General features: G+C 75.1%; 15 protein-coding genes. 7 read left to right on the top strand and 8 right to left on the bottom strand.

Annotated features, from left to right (window positions below; all coding sequences use genetic code 11):
- On the bottom strand, positions 1-484 hold a 484-nt coding region (locus ABT299_RS34365; protein WP_500253263.1), incomplete at its 3' end, for an ATP-binding cassette domain-containing protein.
- A gap of 175 nt (positions 485-659) precedes the next feature.
- On the opposite strand from ABT299_RS34365, the gene ABT299_RS34360 reads away from it, so the two are divergent.
- Positions 660-2,018, top strand: coding sequence for an NAD(P)/FAD-dependent oxidoreductase (locus ABT299_RS34360; protein ID WP_500253262.1), 1,359 nt, complete (start codon positions 660-662; stop codon positions 2,016-2,018).
- 7 nt (positions 2,019-2,025) lie between these two features.
- On the opposite strand, the gene ABT299_RS34355 is transcribed toward ABT299_RS34360, so the two are convergent.
- Positions 2,026-2,835 (bottom strand): SDR family NAD(P)-dependent oxidoreductase, encoded by an 810-nt coding sequence (locus ABT299_RS34355; protein ID WP_433135703.1) that lies wholly within the window; start codon positions 2,833-2,835, stop codon positions 2,026-2,028.
- Positions 2,836-2,919: 84 nt separating this feature from the next.
- A complete protein-coding gene (locus ABT299_RS34350) occupies positions 2,920-3,612 on the bottom strand; it encodes an alpha/beta fold hydrolase (protein WP_500253261.1) in 693 nt (230 codons plus the stop codon).
- Between the two features lie 223 nt (positions 3,613-3,835).
- Here ABT299_RS34350 and ABT299_RS34345 point away from each other — a divergent pair, with 223 nt between their 5' ends.
- Together ABT299_RS34345 and ABT299_RS34340 are read left to right on the top strand one after the other, a co-directional pair.
- Positions 3,836-5,839 (top strand): HelD family protein, encoded by a 2,004-nt coding sequence (locus tag ABT299_RS34345; protein WP_387026291.1) that lies wholly within the window; start codon positions 3,836-3,838, stop codon positions 5,837-5,839.
- 74 nt (positions 5,840-5,913) lie between these two features.
- Complete coding sequence (locus ABT299_RS34340) at positions 5,914-6,807, top strand: DNA-3-methyladenine glycosylase family protein (RefSeq protein WP_500253260.1); 894 nt, start codon at positions 5,914-5,916, stop codon at positions 6,805-6,807.
- On the opposite strand, the gene ABT299_RS34335 is transcribed toward ABT299_RS34340, so the two are convergent.
- Complete coding sequence (locus ABT299_RS34335; RefSeq protein WP_500253259.1) at positions 6,786-7,379, bottom strand: TetR/AcrR family transcriptional regulator; 594 nt, start codon at positions 7,377-7,379, stop codon at positions 6,786-6,788. The genes ABT299_RS34340 and ABT299_RS34335 overlap by 22 nt on opposite strands.
- 83 nt (positions 7,380-7,462) lie before the next feature.
- Here ABT299_RS34335 and ABT299_RS34330 point away from each other — a divergent pair, with 83 nt between their 5' ends.
- From ABT299_RS34330 to ABT299_RS34315, 4 genes are all read left to right on the top strand, one after another.
- Positions 7,463-7,861, top strand: a complete 399-nt coding sequence (locus ABT299_RS34330; protein ID WP_500253258.1) for a nuclear transport factor 2 family protein — start codon at positions 7,463-7,465, stop codon at positions 7,859-7,861.
- Positions 7,858-8,268, top strand: coding sequence for a nuclear transport factor 2 family protein (locus tag ABT299_RS34325; RefSeq protein WP_387026286.1), 411 nt, complete (start codon positions 7,858-7,860; stop codon positions 8,266-8,268). The genes ABT299_RS34330 and ABT299_RS34325 overlap by 4 nt, the downstream gene beginning before the upstream one ends.
- 136 nt (positions 8,269-8,404) lie before the next feature.
- Positions 8,405-9,598 carry an acyl-CoA dehydrogenase family protein gene (locus ABT299_RS34320; protein WP_347257034.1) on the top strand — a complete coding sequence of 398 codons (1,194 nt, stop codon included), beginning with the start codon at positions 8,405-8,407 and terminating at the stop codon, positions 9,596-9,598.
- Entirely contained in the window at positions 9,595-10,668 is a 1,074-nt protein-coding gene (locus ABT299_RS34315; RefSeq protein WP_500253257.1) for an acyl-CoA dehydrogenase family protein, read from the top strand. The genes ABT299_RS34320 and ABT299_RS34315 overlap by 4 nt, the downstream gene beginning before the upstream one ends.
- 61 nt (positions 10,669-10,729) lie before the next feature.
- On the opposite strand, the gene ABT299_RS34310 is transcribed toward ABT299_RS34315, so the two are convergent.
- The 4 genes from ABT299_RS34310 to ABT299_RS34295 all read right to left on the bottom strand — a co-directional run bounded on the left by ABT299_RS34310 (position 10,730) and on the right by ABT299_RS34295 (position 14,400).
- Positions 10,730-11,608 (bottom strand): 1-aminocyclopropane-1-carboxylate deaminase/D-cysteine desulfhydrase, encoded by an 879-nt coding sequence (locus tag ABT299_RS34310; protein ID WP_500253256.1) that lies wholly within the window; start codon positions 11,606-11,608, stop codon positions 10,730-10,732.
- Positions 11,605-12,249: an adenylate kinase family protein gene (locus ABT299_RS34305; RefSeq protein ID WP_190865741.1), complete on the bottom strand. Its 645-nt coding sequence runs from the start codon at positions 12,247-12,249 to the stop codon at positions 11,605-11,607. Before ABT299_RS34305 ends, ABT299_RS34310 begins: the two co-directional genes overlap by 4 nt.
- Before the next feature lie 44 nt (positions 12,250-12,293).
- Positions 12,294-12,848: a universal stress protein gene (locus ABT299_RS34300; protein ID WP_190865739.1), complete on the bottom strand. Its 555-nt coding sequence runs from the start codon at positions 12,846-12,848 to the stop codon at positions 12,294-12,296.
- A 76-nt stretch (positions 12,849-12,924) separates the two neighbouring features.
- Entirely contained in the window at positions 12,925-14,400 is a 1,476-nt protein-coding gene (locus ABT299_RS34295; protein ID WP_500253255.1) for a B12-binding domain-containing radical SAM protein, read from the bottom strand.
- Between the last annotated feature and the right edge of the window lie 59 nt (positions 14,401-14,459).

Genomic DNA, 14,459 nt, shown 5'->3' with positions numbered 1-14,459 from the left:
CTCCCGGCGGCACGACCCGCTCCGGCAGGTCTCCGAACTCGCCCATCCCCACCCGGGCCAGCAGCCCGTCGGCGCGGTCGCGCGCCCCGCCGCGCGCGCGGCCACGGCGCGCCCAGCGGTCCCGCGCGGTCCGGCCGCCGTGGTCGCACAGGGCCGCATGCCTGCGCGCCGCGGCCCGGACGCTCTCGCGGACGGTCCGCGACCGCCACCGGGCCGGCTCCCGGGACGTCCGGGCGATCCCGCGCCGCGCGCGCTCCCGCGCGGCGCTGCCCGTCAGGTCGGCGTCGCCCAGGTGGACGGTGCCCTCGGCGGGCCGGCGCAGCCCGGCGATGACGTCGCACAGCGTCGCCCGGCCCGCGCCGTCCGGCCCGACGAGCCCGGCGACCGTGCCGGGCGGGACCGTCAGCGCGGCGCCCCGGACGGCGGTGACCCCGCCGACCCGCACGGTGACGTCCGCGACCCGCAGTCCCTGAGCGGTCGACATCGGCGCCTCCCGGCCGGTCCGGTGCCCGGCGGTCCGCATCGCGGGCCTTGTGCCATCGCGGGCCTTGTGTGATGTGGATCACTGACGGATCATCACCCTACTGAGGCGTGCGCGCGCGGGCAACGGGTGCTCGCGAGCAACGCGTGCGCGTGCTGGCGACGGCGCGGAGGGCGTTATGGCGGACTGGAGGACGCGGAGCCTGTGGCTGTCCCGCAACCCCTACGAGCCGGCGCCGCCGCTCGACGGCGACCTGGACGTGGACGTCGCCATCGTGGGCGGCGGCTTCACCGGACTGTGGACCGCGATCCACGTCAAGCACGCCGACCCGTCCGTGGACGTCGCCGTGCTGGAGCAGCGCGTCGCGGGGTACGGCGCGTCGGGCCGCAACGGCGGCTTCGCGATGACGATGGTGGGCCGCAACCTCCACGACCTGGCCCGCAAGGTCGGCCCGGCGCGTGCGCGCGCCACCCGGCTGGCGATGCGGAGCACGCTGCGCGAGATCGCCGCGTTCGTCCGCGACGAGGGCATCGACGCCGACCTGACCCGCCCCGGCCTGCTGACGGTCTCGAACGGGCCCGAGCAGGACGAGCGGATCCGCCAGGACCTCGAGGCGTCCCAGCGGCTCGGCCTCGACGACCTGCGCTACCTCAGCGGCACCGAATGCCGCGCCCTCGTCGCCAGCGACCGGATCCGGTGCGGGCACTTCGAGGAGGACGCGCTGCTGGTGGACCCCGCCGCGCTCACCCGCGGCCTGCGCGACGCCGCCGTCCGCCTCGGCGTGCGGGTCTTCGAGTCGACGCCCGTCCACAGCCTCGCCCTGCCCGGCACGCACGTCCTGGCCCGCACCCCCGGCGGCGACGTCCGGGCGGACCGGGCGCTGCTCGCCACCAACGCCTACGCGCACGCGGTGCCCGCGCTGCGGCGCTGGCTGTTCACCATCGTCGCCTCGATCGTCGTCACCGAGCCGCTCACCGGCGAGCAGTGGAAGCGCGCCGGCTGGGAGGGCGGCGCGGGCGTCGAGGACAAGCGGATCATGCCGCACTTCCACCGGCCGACCCCCGACGGCCGGATCCTGTGGGGCGGCCGCGACGCGCCGTTCGCGCCCGGCGGCCCCGACCCGCGCCAGGACCGGTCGCCGCAGGTGTTCCGGCGGCTGGAGGAGACGTTCCGCTGGACGTTCCCGCAGCTGGACGACGTGCGGATCGACCGCGGCTGGTGCGGTCCCGTCGCCGGCACCGTCAACTGCTTCGCGCACGCCGGGCGGCTCGGCCGCGGGCGGCGCGTCGTCTACGCGCTCGGGTACGCCGGCCACGGCGTCGGCCCGAGCCACCTGACCGCGAAGATCGCCCGCGACCTGCTGCTCGACCGCGACGGTGAACTGCTCGACCTGCCGATGGCCGCGAAGCGGCCCGTGCCGCTGCCGCCGGGCCCGCTGCGCGCGCTCGTCCTGAACGGCTCGCAGCGCGTCCTGCAGCGCGCCGACGACGGCGACCGCGGCCCGCTGACCGGGCTCGCCCTGCGCTTCCTGCAGTGACGCCGGGTCAGGCCGGCTCGGCGCCGAGCGCCTGGAGCCGGTCGCGGGTCCACTCCTTCACGCCCGCGAGGAACCCCTCGACGTCCGCGGCCTTGCCCGACGCCATCTCGGCGAACCAGTCGGGCACGTACCGCTCGAACCGCCCGTTCTCGATGACCTCCAGCACCGCCGCGGCGACCTCCCGCGGCGGCAGCGCGTCGGACAGGTCGCTGAGCGGCGGCTCGTTGCCCGGCAGGGTGAACAGGTCGGTGTCGATCAGCGCCGGCTGGACGATGTGCGCCTGCACGCCCGTCCCGTCCAGGTCGACGGCCATGCTCTCCCAGAACGCGGTCAGCGCCGCCTTGGACGCGCCGTACGCGGCCTCATGCGGCGGGCCGAGCCGCGCCGCGACGGACCCGATCGCGACCAGGTGCCCGTGCCCCCGCTCGATCATCCCGGGCAGCAGCGCGAGCGTCAGCCGCACCGGCGACAGGTAGTTCAGCCGCATCACGTCGTCGTTCTCGGCGGGCGCCATGTCCTGCACGCGCCGCCGCTTCGGCATCGCCGCGTTGTTGACCAGGACGTCCACGCCGCCGAGCTCGGCCTCCGCGGCGGCCGCGAGCCCGGCGGCCGCGTCCGGGTCGGAGAGGTCGGCGACCCACATCGCCGAGCCGGGGGAGTGCTCGCGGCAGCGGGCGAGCGTCTTCTCCAGCAGTTCCTCGCGCCGCGCGACCAGCCCGACCCGCGCGCCCGCCTCGGCCAGCGCCTCCGCGACGACCGCGCCGATGCCGGACGACGCGCCCGTGACCAACGCCGACTTTCCCGTCAGACTCACCATGCCGCCAACGTCACACACGGCCGCGCCGCGCGGCAAGGCGCACCGCCGTCCCGCGGCCGAAGAGCACGGCGGCGGGGCGGCCGCTCAGATCCAGCCCTCCAGCGACGCCATGAAGCCGTTGAGGTCGTCGCGGTGCACGCAGTGGCCGGTGCCCTCGACCCGCGTGACCGTGAAGCCCTTCGCGCGCAGGCCGGCGGCGAGGTCGTCCGGCACCAGCCGCCGGTCGCCCGCGGCCTGCACCAGCGACGGCACGACGGGCCGGTCCGGGACGAGGTCGATCGCCTCGCGCAGCCACCCGGCCGCGCGGACGTCCCATCGCGCGTACCCGTCCAGCTCGGCGGCGATGTCCTCGTCCGCCCACTTCGGGCACATCTTCCGGAGCCGCTCCGCCGTGGCCCGCTTGGTGAAGGCGGCGAACCCGTCGTGGTCCGCGCCCGGCTCGCCGCCGATCCGCCACGCCGGGTCGCTGTAGACGGCCTTGGCGGGACGCAGGTCCGCGGCGGCCAGGGAGAGCGACAGCGCGCCGAGAGAGTGCCCGATCGCGACGTCCGCGCCGGTGGGAAGGGACTCCACCAGGTCGGCGGCGAACAGCTCGGGGGAGTACTCGGCGGCGTGCGCGCTCTCCCCGTGGCCGCGCAGGTCCGGCATGAGGACCCGGTAGCCGCGCGCGGCGAGCAGCGGCGCGACGCGGCACCAGGTGCCGGCGGACGCCATGACGCCGTGGATCAGCACGGCGGTCCTGTCGCCGCCGCCGGCTTCGTGGACCTTCAGTTTCATGGGGCTCCTTCCCGAGGGGACCGCGGACGCTCCTGACCGGCGGGAGCGAGAGCAGCGGAGGGCAGGAGGACTGATCATTTATACCTACAAGTGCTGTATAGCACCCTCTCCCGGACGCCCCGCCGCCGGCGTCGAAATGGTGCCGCACGAGCCGTTCCAGGCCGGTAAGGTGGTGAGTTTCGCCGCCCCGCGTCCACCCCTCGCCTCCAGGAGGTCCTCCGGCATGCCCGCCGAACCGTCGATCCTCGCCGCCGAGCGCGCCCACCTGGCCGAGTCCCGCGCCGCGCTGCGCCGGATGCGCGAGCACGCGGAAGGCCTGTCCGCCGACGTCGCCGCCGACTGGGTGTCCAAGCAGTTCCTGGAGTCGCTGCTCGACCAGCGGGTCGCGGCGCTCGCCGACCACCCCGACACCCCGCTGTTCTTCGGGCGCATGGACCGCGACGGCGACGACGGCCCCGACCTGCCCGCCGTCATGTACGTCGGGCGGCGGCACGTCCACGACGGCGACGAGGGCCGCCCGCTGGTCCTGGACTGGCGCGCCCCGGTGTCGCGGGCGTTCTACCAGGCGGGCCCGGCCGAGCCGATGGGCTGGCGGCTGCGGCGCCGCTTCGGCTTCCAGGGCGGCGAGCTGACCGCCTTCGAGGACGAGCCCCTCGACGGCGGCGCGGAGCCCGGCCCGTCCCGGATCCTGACCGAGGAGATCGAGCGCCCCCGCACCGGTCCGATGCGCGACATCGTCGCGACCATCCAGCCGGAGCAGGACGTGATCGTCCGCGCCGACCTGCCCCGCACCGTCTGCGTGCAGGGCGCCCCCGGCACCGGGAAGACCGCGGTGGGCCTGCACCGCGCCGCCTACCTGCTGTTCACCCACCGCGAGCGGCTGTCGCGGTCCGGGGTGCTGATCGTCGGCCCGAACCGCGCGTTCCTCGCCTACATCGCGGCGGTGCTGCCCGCGCTCGGCGAGGTCCGGGTCGAGCAGGCCACCATCGACGACCTGCTCGGCGAGCCGCTGGGGGAGGAGCCCGCGGCGGTGTCGGCCGCCAAGGGCGAGGCGCGGATGGCCGACGTGCTGCGCAGGGCGCTGTGGCTGCACGTCCGCAAGCCGGAGGAGGGCCTCGTCGTCACCCGCGGCGTCGCCCGCTACCGGCTGGCCGACCACGAGGTCCGGGAGATCGCGGCCGCGCTGCGCGGCACCACCCGCTACGGCAGCGGCCGCGCCGCGTTCGCGCAGCGGCTCGCGCACCAGATCCTCGTCCGGATGGAGCAGCGCGGCGAGGCCCCGGACGACCGCGTCCAGGACCAGGTGGCGCGCAGCAGGCCGGTCAAGCAGCTGCTCGACCAGGTGTGGCCCAAGGTCTCGCCCGAGCAGGTCCTCTACCGGCTGCTGTCGGACGCCGCCTTCCTGAGCGCCGCGGCGAAGGGCGTCCTCGACGCCGAGGAGCAGGCGGCCCTGCTGTGGGAGAGGCCCGCCCGGTCGCACCGCTCGGTGAAGTGGACCGCCGCCGACCGGGCGCTGCTGGACGAGCTGGCCGACCTCATCGAGCGCACCGCCTCGCTCGGGCACCTGGTCGTGGACGAGGCGCAGGACCTGTCGGCGATGCAGCTGCGCGCCCTCGGCCGCCGCTGCGGCACCGGGTCGGCGACCGTCCTCGGCGACCTCGCCCAGGGGACGACGGCCTGGTCGGCGCGGTCCTGGAAGGAGGTCCTGACCCATCTCGGGCAGGACGGCGAGGTCACCGAGCTGACCCTCGGCTTCCGCGTGCCCGGCACCGTCCTCGACTACGCCGCGCGGCTGCTCCCGCACATCGCGCCCGAGCTGGAGAGGCCGCGGTCGCTGCGCGCCGGCGCCGGGGCGCTGGACGTGCGGCGCGTGCCCGACGTGGTGGCCGCGGCGGTGGACGCCGCGCGCGAGGCCCTCGCCCGGGCGGGCTCGATCGGCCTGATCGTGCCGGACGCGCTCGCGGACGCGCACGCGGCGGCGCTGGCGGAGGCCGGGCTGGACGCCTCGCTGCTCGGGCCGGAGTCCGACGGCACCGCGCGGCTGCTCGTCGTCCCGGCGACGCTGGCCAAGGGCCTGGAGTACGACCACGTGATCGTCGCCGAGCCCGCCGCCATCGCCGCCGCCGAGGCGCGCGGGCTGGCCCGGCTGTACGTCGTCCTGACCCGCGCGGTGACCTCGCTGACGGTCCTGCACCGGGACGACCTGCCGGCCGAGCTGGCCTCCTGACGCCGCCGCCGTCCCCGCGCCCCGTATCCCCGCCACCGCCCACCGCCCACCGCTCTGATCGGGAAGGACCGGCCATGACCGTCCCGCCCCTGTTCACCGAGACCGTCGAGCTGCCCGCCGCGCCGCCGTTCGACCTGGGGCCCGCGCTCCGCTTCATGTGCGGTTTCGCGCCCACCGCCGGCGAGCAGGCGGTCGACGGCGGCACCCTCACCAAGGCGCTGCGCGCGGCCGGCCGGACGGTCGCCGCGAGGGTCGTCCAGGCGGGCGACGGCGTGCGCGCGACCCTGCACGCCGCCGAGCCGCTCACCGAGGACGTCGTCAGCGCCGCCGCCGACCGCATCGCGTTCCACCTCAGCCTCGGCGACGACCTCACCGGCTTCTACGCGATCGGACGGGAGGATCCCGCGTTCGCGCCCGTCCTCGACCGGCTGTACGGCTACCACCAGGTGAAGTTCCCGACGCCGCTGGAGAACCTCGTGTGGGCGATCCTGTCGCAGCGCGCGCCGCGGGCCGCCGCCGCGCGCGGCAAGCACGCCCTGCGCGACGAGGTCGGCGACCGGATCACCGTGGACGGCGCCGAGTACGCGGCGTTCCCCGACGTCGACCAGCTCGTCACCCTGTCCGAGGGGCGGATCGCCGAGCTCGTCGGCAACGAGCGCAAGGGCCGCTACCTGCACGGCGCGCTGCACGCCTGGCACGGGACGGACGAGGAGTTCCTCCGCACCGGCCCCTACGGCGAGGTCAAGGAGTTCCTGCTGTCGCTGCCCGGTGTGGGTGCCTGGTCGGCGAACTTCATCCTCATCCGGGGGCTCGGGCGGATGGAGGAGACGCCGCTGGAGAAGGCGCTGCGCGGTGCCGCGTCGCGCGCCTACGGGCGCCCGCTGTCGGACACCGACCTGCAGCGGATCGCCGAGGGCTACGGCCCGTGGCAGGGGTACTGGGCGCACTACCTCCGCGCGGCCGCCTGATCCGCCCCGCCGCCCTGCGGGCGCAGGCCGTCGAAGGCGATCCGGAGGACGTCGTCGCTGCCGCCGGCCCGCCCGGCGGCGAAGGAGATCCCGGCCAGCAGGGCGGTGACCTCGGCCGGGCCGATGTCCGCGCGGACGGCCCCGGCCCGCTGGGCCCGCTCCAGCAGGGCGCCGATCGCGTCCTTCACGTCCGGTCCGGCGCGTCCGGTAGCCTCGCGGGCGTCGACGCCCGCCTCGGCCAGCGCCTCGGTGACGGCCTGCTTGGTCGCCGCCTGGGAGACCACGCGGGCGAAGAAGCCGAAGAACGCCTCGCCGGGGTCGGCGGCCGACGCCAGCTCCCGCGCCTCGCCGGCCAGCCGCTCCAGCAGCGCGACGAGCACGGCCTCCAGCAGCGACTCCTTGGTGGGGAAGTGCCGGAAGACGGTCCCGATCCCGACCCCGGCGCGGCGCGCGACCTCCTCGGTCGAGGCGGAGGTGCCCTGCGCGGCGAACACGTCCTCGGCCGCGGCGAGGACCTTGGCGCGGTTGCGCAGGGCGTCGGCGCGCAGCGGCTTCCCGGACGAGGTCGTCATCGCGGCCTTCCCGTTGACAAGTGGAGTGCGGACTCCATATTTTCGGATGCGGAGCAGAAACTCCGATTGTACGGGAGAGAGTCATGTCCGAGTTCGCCACCCCCCGCGCCGTCTTCCAGCGGCTGATCGACGGGGTGACCTCGCGGCGGCCCGACGGGCTGCCGCAGCTGTACGCCGAGGACGCGGTGGTCGTGCACCCGTTCGCCCGCCCCGCGTCCCGGCTGGAGGGCCGCGATGCGCTGCGCGAGCACTTCGCCCAGTTGGAGACCCTCCCGGTGGAGATGGCGGCCCGCAACGTGGTCGTCCACCAGACCGCCGACCCGGAGGTGATCGTCGCCGAGTTCGAGTACGCGGGCCGCAACACCGAGACGGGCCGCGACTTCGTGGTGCCGAACGTCTTCGTCATGCGGGTCCGGGACGGGCGCATCGTCGAGTCCCGCGACTACGCCCACCACCAGGCGTTCGAGGAGGCGATGGCGTGACCGCCCCCGCGCCGCGCGAGGTGTTCGCGCGGCTGAGCGCCGGGATCTCCGCCGGCCGCTGGCACGAGCTGGCGGACCTCTACGCCGAGGACGCGGTGGTCGACCAGCCGTTCGCGCTCCCGCCGGCGCCGCCGCACCTGGAGGGCCGCGCGGTCATCGGCGAGCACTTCCGCAGGGCCGCCGAAGGACCGCTCCAACTGCGCGCCCGGGACGTGGTGGTGCACGAGACGGACGATCCGGAGGTGATCGTCGCCGAGTTCGACTACGACGGCCGCGTCGCCACCACGGGCCATGAGTTCCGCTTCTCGAACGTGCAGGTGCTGCGCGTCCGGGACGGCCTGATCGTCGAGACGCGCGACTACCACGACCACCGGGCCCTCGCCCGCGCGTTCGCCGCCGGTTCGTAGGGCGATCGGGTCGCGCGCGGGCGGTTGACCGACCCCCGTGCCGGTTCCTAGGGTGGACGGGCCATACCGACCGGTTGGTATGTTCGTTCGCGGTGGCCCGTTCGCCACCCCTGCACCCCGCGCGGAGGTTCGCCCTGTGAGCACTGCACCGCCCGACGCCGACGAGCTGAGCAGGCGCGTCGGCGAGTTCCTCGCCGCCCACGACCCGTCCGCCACCGAGCCGCTGGAGTTCCTGCGCGCCCGGTTCGACGCCGGCCTGGCCTGGGTCCACTACCCCGAGGGGCTCGGCGGGCTCGGCGCCCCCCGCGCCCTGCAGCCCGCCGTCGACCGGTGGTTCGCGAAGGCGGGCGCGCCCACCAACCACCCCGAGCGCAACGGCATCGGGCTCGGCATGGCCGCGCCGACGATCCTCGCCTTCGGCACCGAGGAGCAGAAGCGCCGCCTCCTGCGCCCGCTGTGGACCGGCGAGGAGCGGTGGTGCCAGCTGTTCAGCGAGCCCGGCGCCGGCTCCGACCTCGCCGCGCTCGCCACCCGCGCCGTCCGCGACGGCGACCGCTGGATCGTCAACGGCCAGAAGGTCTGGACGTCGATGGCGCACGAGGCCCGCTGGGCGATCCTCGTCACCCGCACCGACCCGGACGTGCCCAAGCACCGCGGCATGACCTACTTCGTCTGCGACATGACCGCCCCCGGCGTCGAGGTCCGGCCGCTGCGGCAGATCACCGGCGAGGCCGAGTTCAACGAGGTCTTTCTCACCGACGTCGCGATCCCCGACGAGCACCGGCTCGGCGAGGTCGGCCAGGGCTGGCAGGTCTCCACCACCACGCTGATGAACGAGCGGGTCGCGATCGGCGGCGCCGCCACGCCCCGCGAGAGCGGGATGATCGGCGTCGTCGCGGCCCTGTGGCGCGACCGGCCCGAGCTGCGCACCCCCGGCCTGCACGACGCGGTCCTGCGCGCCTGGGTGGAGACCGAGGCCGCCCGGCTCACCGGCGAGCGGCTGCGCCAGCAGCTCACCGCCGGGCAGCCCGGCCCCGAGGGCTCCGGCGCCAAGCTCGCGTTCGCCAAGCTCAACCAGGAGGTCTCCGGCCTGGAGCTGGAACTGCTCGGCGACGAGGGGCTGCGCTACGACGACTGGACGATGCGCCGCCCCACCGAGGTCGACTTCACCCGCCGCTCGCCCGGCTACCGCTACCTGCGCGCCAAGGGCAACTCCATCGAGGGCGGCACCTCGGAGATCCTGCGCAACATCATCGCCGAGCGCGTCCTCGGCCTGCCCGGTGAGATCCGCGTCGACAAGGACGTGGCGTGGAAGGACCTGCCCAAGTGAGCGACCTCCTCTACTCCGAGATCGAGAACGACCTGCGCGCCGGCGTCCGCGAGCTGCTCGACGACAAGGCGCCCTGGACCGCCGTCCTCGCCGGCACCGAGAAGGACGAGCCGTACGACGCGGCGCTGTGGCGGGCCGTCGCCGGCCAGCTCGGCTGCGCCGGGCTGCCCGTCCCCGAGGACCTCGGCGGCGCCGGCGCCACCTGGCGCGAGACCGCCGTGGTGATGGAGGAGCTCGGCCGCGCCGTCGCGCCCGTCCCGTTCCTGGCCAGCTCCGTCATCGCGACGGCGGCGCTGCTGGCGGCGGGGGAGCGGGAGCTGCTCGGGTCCCTGGCGGCCGGGGAGAGGATCGCGGTGCTCGCCGTCCCGTTCGCGACCCCGCCCGGCGAGGTCGCCCCGACCGTCCGGGCGGCGGACGGGACGCTGACCGGCGAGATCGCCGGGGTCGCCGACGGCCTCGCCGCCGACGTGCTGCTCGTCCCGGCCGCCGACGGCCTGTACGCGGTGGACGCCGCCGACGCCGCCCGCACCGCCGTCACCTCGCTCGACATGACCCGGCGCCTGGCCGACATCGCCCTGTCCGGGGCGCCCGCGCGGCGCGTCGCGGAGGGCGGCGACGCGGTCCGCGCCGCGCTGCTGACCGGCGCGGCGATGCTGGCGTCCGAGCAGCTGGGGCTCGCCCAGCGGTGCCTGGACGACACCGTCGCCTACGTCAAGAACCGGTACCAGTTCGGCCGTCCCGTCGGCTCCTACCAGGGCCTCAAGCACCGGCTCGCCGACCTGTGGACGTCCATCACGCAGGCCCGCGCCGTCGCCCGGTACGCCGCGTCCTGCGCGGCCTCCGGCGACGCGGACCTGCCGGTCGCCGTCGCGGTCGCCCAGGCGCACTGCTCGGCGGTCGCGCTGAAGGCCGCCGAGGAGTGCGTGCAGATGCACGGCGGCATCGGGTTCACCTGGGAGAACTCCTCGCACCTGTTCCTCAAGCGCGCCAAGGCCGACTCGATCGCGCTCGGCACCGCCGACCGCCACCGCGCGGCCCTGGCGGCGCTGGTCGACCTCCCCTCGGCCTGAGGCGGGGGCGCGCGGGCGTCGACCCTGCGGCACCGCCCCGGCGAGCGCGACGCCGGGGCGGTCAGCCGGTGATGACCGCGAGGATCCGCGTGCCCACCGGGAACACGCCGCGTTCGGCCAGCGCGGCGATCCCGAACATCATCTTCGCGGTGTAGACCCGGTCGAGGACCAGCCCGTGCCGGGCGGCGAAGTCGCCGATGAAACCGTCCAGTTCCGGGGACGTCCGGGCGTAGCCGCCGAAGTGGAAGCCGTGCTCGACGCGCCACGACCCGCGCCGCTCTCCGTACGTCTCCCGCTGGAGCCGCTCCACCTCAGCCTCCATGAAACCGCCCTTAAGGACGGAGAAGCCGAGGGCGCGCGCGCCCGGCGGCAGCCCGGCCGCCAGGCCCGCCAGCGTCCCGCCCGTCCCGCACGGGCAGCAGACGACGTCGAATCCCGCCGACTCGGCGCCCAGCTCCGCGCAGCCCCGGACCGCCAGGGCGTTGCTGCCGCCCTCCGGCAGCAGGTAGAAGTCGCCCCACCGCTCCCGCAGCGCGGCGACGACGTCCGGTTCGTGCTTGCGGCGGTACGTCGTCCGGTCCATGTACGCGAGCCGCATGCCCCGGCTCTCGGCGTACGCCAGCGAGGCGTTGAGCGGCAGGTGCTCCTCGCCCCGCACCACCCCGACGGTCGCGAACCCGAAGACGTCCCCGGCCGCCGCCGTCGCCCGCAGATGGTTGGAGTACGCCCCGCCGAACGTCAGCAGCGTCCCGTGCTCGCGGGCGGGGCCGATGTTGTGCCGGAGCTTGCGCCACTTGTTGCCCGGAAGCTCCGGGTGGACGAGGTCGTCGCGCTTCAGGAACAGCCGGAGGCCGCGCCGCGCGAACCGGGCGTCGTCCAGCTCCACGACCGGGGAGGGCGCGGCTTCGGGCGGGGGCGCCGGGGGCCGGGCCGGGGTCATCGCGGCGCCGGCAGGCCGAGCTTCTTCCGCAGCGTCCGCTGCACCTCGTCGATGCCGGGCCGCGCGTCCACCGTCACCACGTACTCCTTGCGGGCGAACAGCTCCAGGATCGGGGCGGTCTTCCGCCGGTAGAGCCGCAGCCGCTCCGTCACGGCCTCCTCGGTGTCGTCCTCCCGGGCGACGAGCCGGCCGCCGCACACGTCGCACCGGCCCTCCTGGGTGGGCCGGTCCGCGATCAGGTTGTAGTCCATCCCGCACTCGGAGCACAGCCTGCGCGCCAGCACCCGGCGGCGGACCTCCTCGTCCGGCAGGTCCAGGTGGATCACCCCGTCGATGTCGTAGCTCTCCAGGAAGAACTCCGCCTGCCGCCTGCTGCGCGGGAACCCGTCGATGATGAACCCGTAGTTCCAGTCGTGCTGCTCGAGCCTGCCGCGCACGACCCCCTCCACGAGGTCGTCGCCGACCAGCTCGCCCGCCGCCATCGCGCGCCGCACCTGCGCGCCGAGCTTGGTGTGGTTCTGCACATGCCAGCGGAAGATGTCACCGACCCCGATGTGCACCAGGTCGAGATCGCGCGCCAGCAGCAGCGACTGCGTCCCCTTCCCGCTGCCCTGGGCGCCGATGATCACGTACTTGCGCATGCCCGCAGCCTATGCGGCGCGGGCCCGGGCGGCCGCGCCCCGGGTCAGCGCGCGAGCCGCAGCGCCCGGCCCAGCCACCGGAACCGCGAGCGGTCGGGCACGTGCTCGGGCTCGTCGCGCAGCGTCAGGCAGTCCGGCAGCGTCCCGATCGCCGGCGGCCGCACGCACACCAGCGTCGCCCGAGCCCGGCGCGCGCAGTGCAGCCGCACCGATGGCCGCAGCAGCCGCGAGAACGGCCCCCGCGTCCCGTGCCCGACGACGAGGATGTCGTCCTCGCCCGCAAGCCGGACCAGCGTCGCCCCCGGCTCCCCGACCAGCGCCAGCGCGCTCATCTCCACGCCGTCCGGCGGGCCGCCGCTCACCTCGTCCAGCAGCCGGGCGACGAGCTCGGCGCCCGACCCGCGCAGCGCGTCGGTGATCCCGCAGCCGAGCTGGCCCGCCGCCGAGACGTGCGGCGGCAGCGGCGCGGAGTGGGCGACGAGCAGCGGCAGCCGGCGCAGCCGCGCCTCGCCGATCGCCCAGGAGAGCGCGCATCGTGCCCCCGAGGAGTCATCGACTCCCACGACGACGCGCGGGCCGCCCTCCGGTCTCGCGATCACGGTCCCTCCTGAAGGCAACGGACTGATGTGCACTCTAGGGTGCAGGCATACCCGTTCCGACGGAAGTGTTTCCGCTTCAGGAAAGCGGAGTTTCCGCAATCGTCACCGGCGTGTCGCCCGCGGGCCGCTCGCCGCGCCCCGCCGCGGGCCGGTCGTCGGGTGCCGCCGCGGGCCGTCCGGCGCCCGCGGGCCGGGCTCCGAAGCCCGACAGGACCGACTCCAGCAGCGGCAGCGCCGCACCCGCCCGCTTCGCGCGGATCACCACGTCCCACGCCGGCTCGAACTTCTTCCACCCGCCCGCGTAGGCGGCGTGCCGGGCCTTGCCGCGCAGCGTCGGCTTCGACGCGGCGCCCCGCGCGATGTTCCGCCACCGGTAGAAGTCCCGGTAGGCGCGCCAGTACCCGTCCTCCAGCTGCGTGGCGGTCATCCGGGCGGGCTTGAACACGACCGTACGCGTGTCGTAGCGGTCCCAATCGCGGTGAAGGATCCGTCCCGCCTTCTCCATCCGCGCGTACAGCCGCGTGCCGGGATACGGCGTCATCACGTGGAACGTCGCGGTCTCGATGCCCTGGCCGACCGCCCACTCGACCGTCCGCCCGAACACGCTCGGGTCGTCCTGGTCCATGCCGAACACGAAGCTGCCGTTCACCATGACGCCGTGGTCGTGCAGGCGCCTGATCACCTGCCCGTAGTCCCGGTCGATGTTCTGCCACTTGCGCTGCTCGGCCAGGTTGCCGGAGTTGACCGTCTCGAACCCCACGAACAGGCTCCGCAGCCCCGACTCCACGGCCTTCTCCAGCAGCCCCGGCCGCAGCACCGACTGGACCGTTCCGGCGGCCTGCCACAGCCGCCCCATCCCGCGCATCCCGTCGAACAGCGCCCCCGCGAACCGCGCGTTGCCGAACAGGTGGTCGTCCAGGAAGTACAGATGCCGGCCGGGCAGCCGGTCGATCTCGGCTAGCGCCGCGTCCACGGTCTGGGTGTAGAACGACTTGCCGCCCTCGAAGAACGCCTCCTTGTAGCAGAAGTCGCAGACGTGCGGGCAGCCGCGGGACACGACGATCGAGTTCGGCACGAGGTACCGGCGCCGGTCGATGAGGTCCCGCCGCACCGGCGGCAGCCCGGCCAGCGTCCGCTCCGAGGAGTCGTAGCGCGGCGCCGGCCGCCCCGCGCGCAGGTCGGCGAGGAAGCGCGGCCAGGTGTCCTCGCCCGGCCCGCAGAAGATCGTGTCGGCGTGCGCCGCCGCCTCGTCCGGCAGCGACGTCACGTGCAGCCCGCCGAGGCACACGTACGCGCCCCGCGCGCGGTAGTGGTCCGCCAGCTCGTAGGCCCGCCGAGCGGACGTGATGTACACCTGGATCACCACCAGGTCGGGCTCGTCGGACAGGTCGACCTTCTGGACGTGCTCGTCGGTCAGCGTCACGTCGTCGTCCGGGTCGAGGTAGCCGGCGAGCGTGGCGAGCCCGAGCGGCGGGAAGAGCGAGTACTTGATCGGCCTGAAGAACGGCGACGACGCCTCGGTCAGGGCGGGCAGGATCATCTTCACGCGCATGCCCCCACGCTCCCGCCCGGAAAGGTGCGACCTGTGCGCCCGATGTGCCGATCTCGTGG

It is taken from the genome of Spirillospora sp. NPDC000708 (genome assembly GCF_040299565.1).
Classification (GTDB): domain Bacteria; phylum Actinomycetota; class Actinomycetes; order Streptosporangiales; family Streptosporangiaceae; genus Spirillospora.
The sequence above is the reverse complement of the archived record's forward strand: the minus strand, read 5'-3'. Positions and strand labels throughout refer to the sequence as shown.

Bases quoted from the DNA above. Each gene is read 5' to 3' on its own strand.
- ABT299_RS34360 (WP_500253262.1), top strand. From the start codon at position 660: ATGGCGGACTGGAGGACGCGGAGCCTGTGGCTGTCCCGCAACCCCTAC.
- ABT299_RS34355 (WP_433135703.1), bottom strand. From the start codon at position 2,835: ATGGTGAGTCTGACGGGAAAGTCGGCGTTGGTCACGGGCGCGTCGTCC.
- ABT299_RS34350 (WP_500253261.1), bottom strand. From the start codon at position 3,612: ATGAAACTGAAGGTCCACGAAGCCGGCGGCGGCGACAGGACCGCCGTG.
- ABT299_RS34345 (WP_387026291.1), top strand. From the start codon at position 3,836: ATGCCCGCCGAACCGTCGATCCTCGCCGCCGAGCGCGCCCACCTGGCC.
- ABT299_RS34340 (WP_500253260.1), top strand. From the start codon at position 5,914: ATGACCGTCCCGCCCCTGTTCACCGAGACCGTCGAGCTGCCCGCCGCG.
- ABT299_RS34335 (WP_500253259.1), bottom strand. From the start codon at position 7,379: ATGACGACCTCGTCCGGGAAGCCGCTGCGCGCCGACGCCCTGCGCAAC.
- ABT299_RS34330 (WP_500253258.1), top strand. From the start codon at position 7,463: ATGTCCGAGTTCGCCACCCCCCGCGCCGTCTTCCAGCGGCTGATCGAC.
- ABT299_RS34310 (WP_500253256.1), bottom strand. From the start codon at position 11,608: ATGACCCCGGCCCGGCCCCCGGCGCCCCCGCCCGAAGCCGCGCCCTCC.
- ABT299_RS34305 (WP_190865741.1), bottom strand. From the start codon at position 12,249: ATGCGCAAGTACGTGATCATCGGCGCCCAGGGCAGCGGGAAGGGGACG.
- ABT299_RS34295 (WP_500253255.1), bottom strand. From the start codon at position 14,400: ATGCGCGTGAAGATGATCCTGCCCGCCCTGACCGAGGCGTCGTCGCCG.